General features: G+C 63.7%; 1 protein-coding gene. It reads left to right on the top strand.

What is annotated here, in order from left to right; genetic code table 11:
- On the top strand, window positions 1–1051 hold a 1051-nt coding region (locus AC1DN2_RS21310), incomplete at its 5' end, for a DDE-type integrase/transposase/recombinase (RefSeq protein WP_476851875.1).
- Window positions 1052–1112 lie beyond the last annotated feature (61 nt).

Genomic DNA, 1112 nt, shown 5'->3' on the forward strand with positions numbered 1-1112 from the left:
CAAAGCCTTGGAAACTGCCTCGACCAAGCCGGCGACCAGCCCGGCCAAGGTCGATGCCTCTTTGGCGCAGCTGGCTCTCGCGACCCGGGAGTCCCTGAAGAGCCTCGGCTATGACTACGGGCCGCTGAGCGTCGCCGCCAAACTCCGACGCCAGGGGGTCCAACCGCCATCACGTGCCACCTTGGCCCGGATCTTCACCCGGGCCGGAGTCGTGGTCCCGGAACCGAGGAAGAAACCGCGCAGCGCCTACCAAAGATTCGTCTATCCAGAACCCAACGGCTGCTGGCAGATCGACTCGACGGAGTGGCTGCTGGCCGGCGGAGCCAGGGTGGCCATTTTCCAGCTCATCGACGATCATTCCCGCCTGGCACTGGCATCGCTGGTCGCAGACGCAGAGACATCCGAAGCGGCCATCCGGGTGGTGCGAATAGCTATCGATCGCCACGGAGTGCCCCAAAAGTTCCTATCGGACAACGGGGCGGCGTTCAATCCCACACGGAGGGGCCGCACCGGGGCCCTGGTGGAATACCTYAAGGCTCTCGGCGTCGTGCCGATCACCGGAAAACCCTACAAACCCACCACCCAGGGCAAGAACGAACGCTTCCACCGGACCCTGCACACCTACCTGAACCGCCATCCCCAGGCCGCGACCGTCGCCGAACTACAGGCCCGTGTCGATGTCTTCGACACGTACTACAACACCGAGCGTGAACACCAGGCGCTGCCGCCGGGCACGACCCCGGCCGAGGCGTGGAACGCCACCGCGACAGCCCTGCCGCCAGAGCCCCCGACCCCCGAAACCCGCAAACCCACACCCCGCCAGAGCGTGCAACGAAAGGTGGGGCGTCAGGGCGAAGTCACCGTCATCGGAATGCACTTCTACATCGGCACGAACCACGCAGGAGAACAGATCCACGTCCTCTACGACGACGAAACCATCATGTTCTTCGACGCACGGGGAACCGAAATCATCAGCCACCCGCGCCCGCCCAAAGGAACCGTCTACATCGGCCTCAACGGCACGGGCAGGCAACCGTCCACGAAGTCCTGAGACATGAACCGTCCACGATCAGTTGAGACATGAAGTGTCAACGATGAGGTGAGACAGCACA

The sequence above is a fragment of the Arthrobacter sp. 01L42 genome, assembly GCF_056400005.1.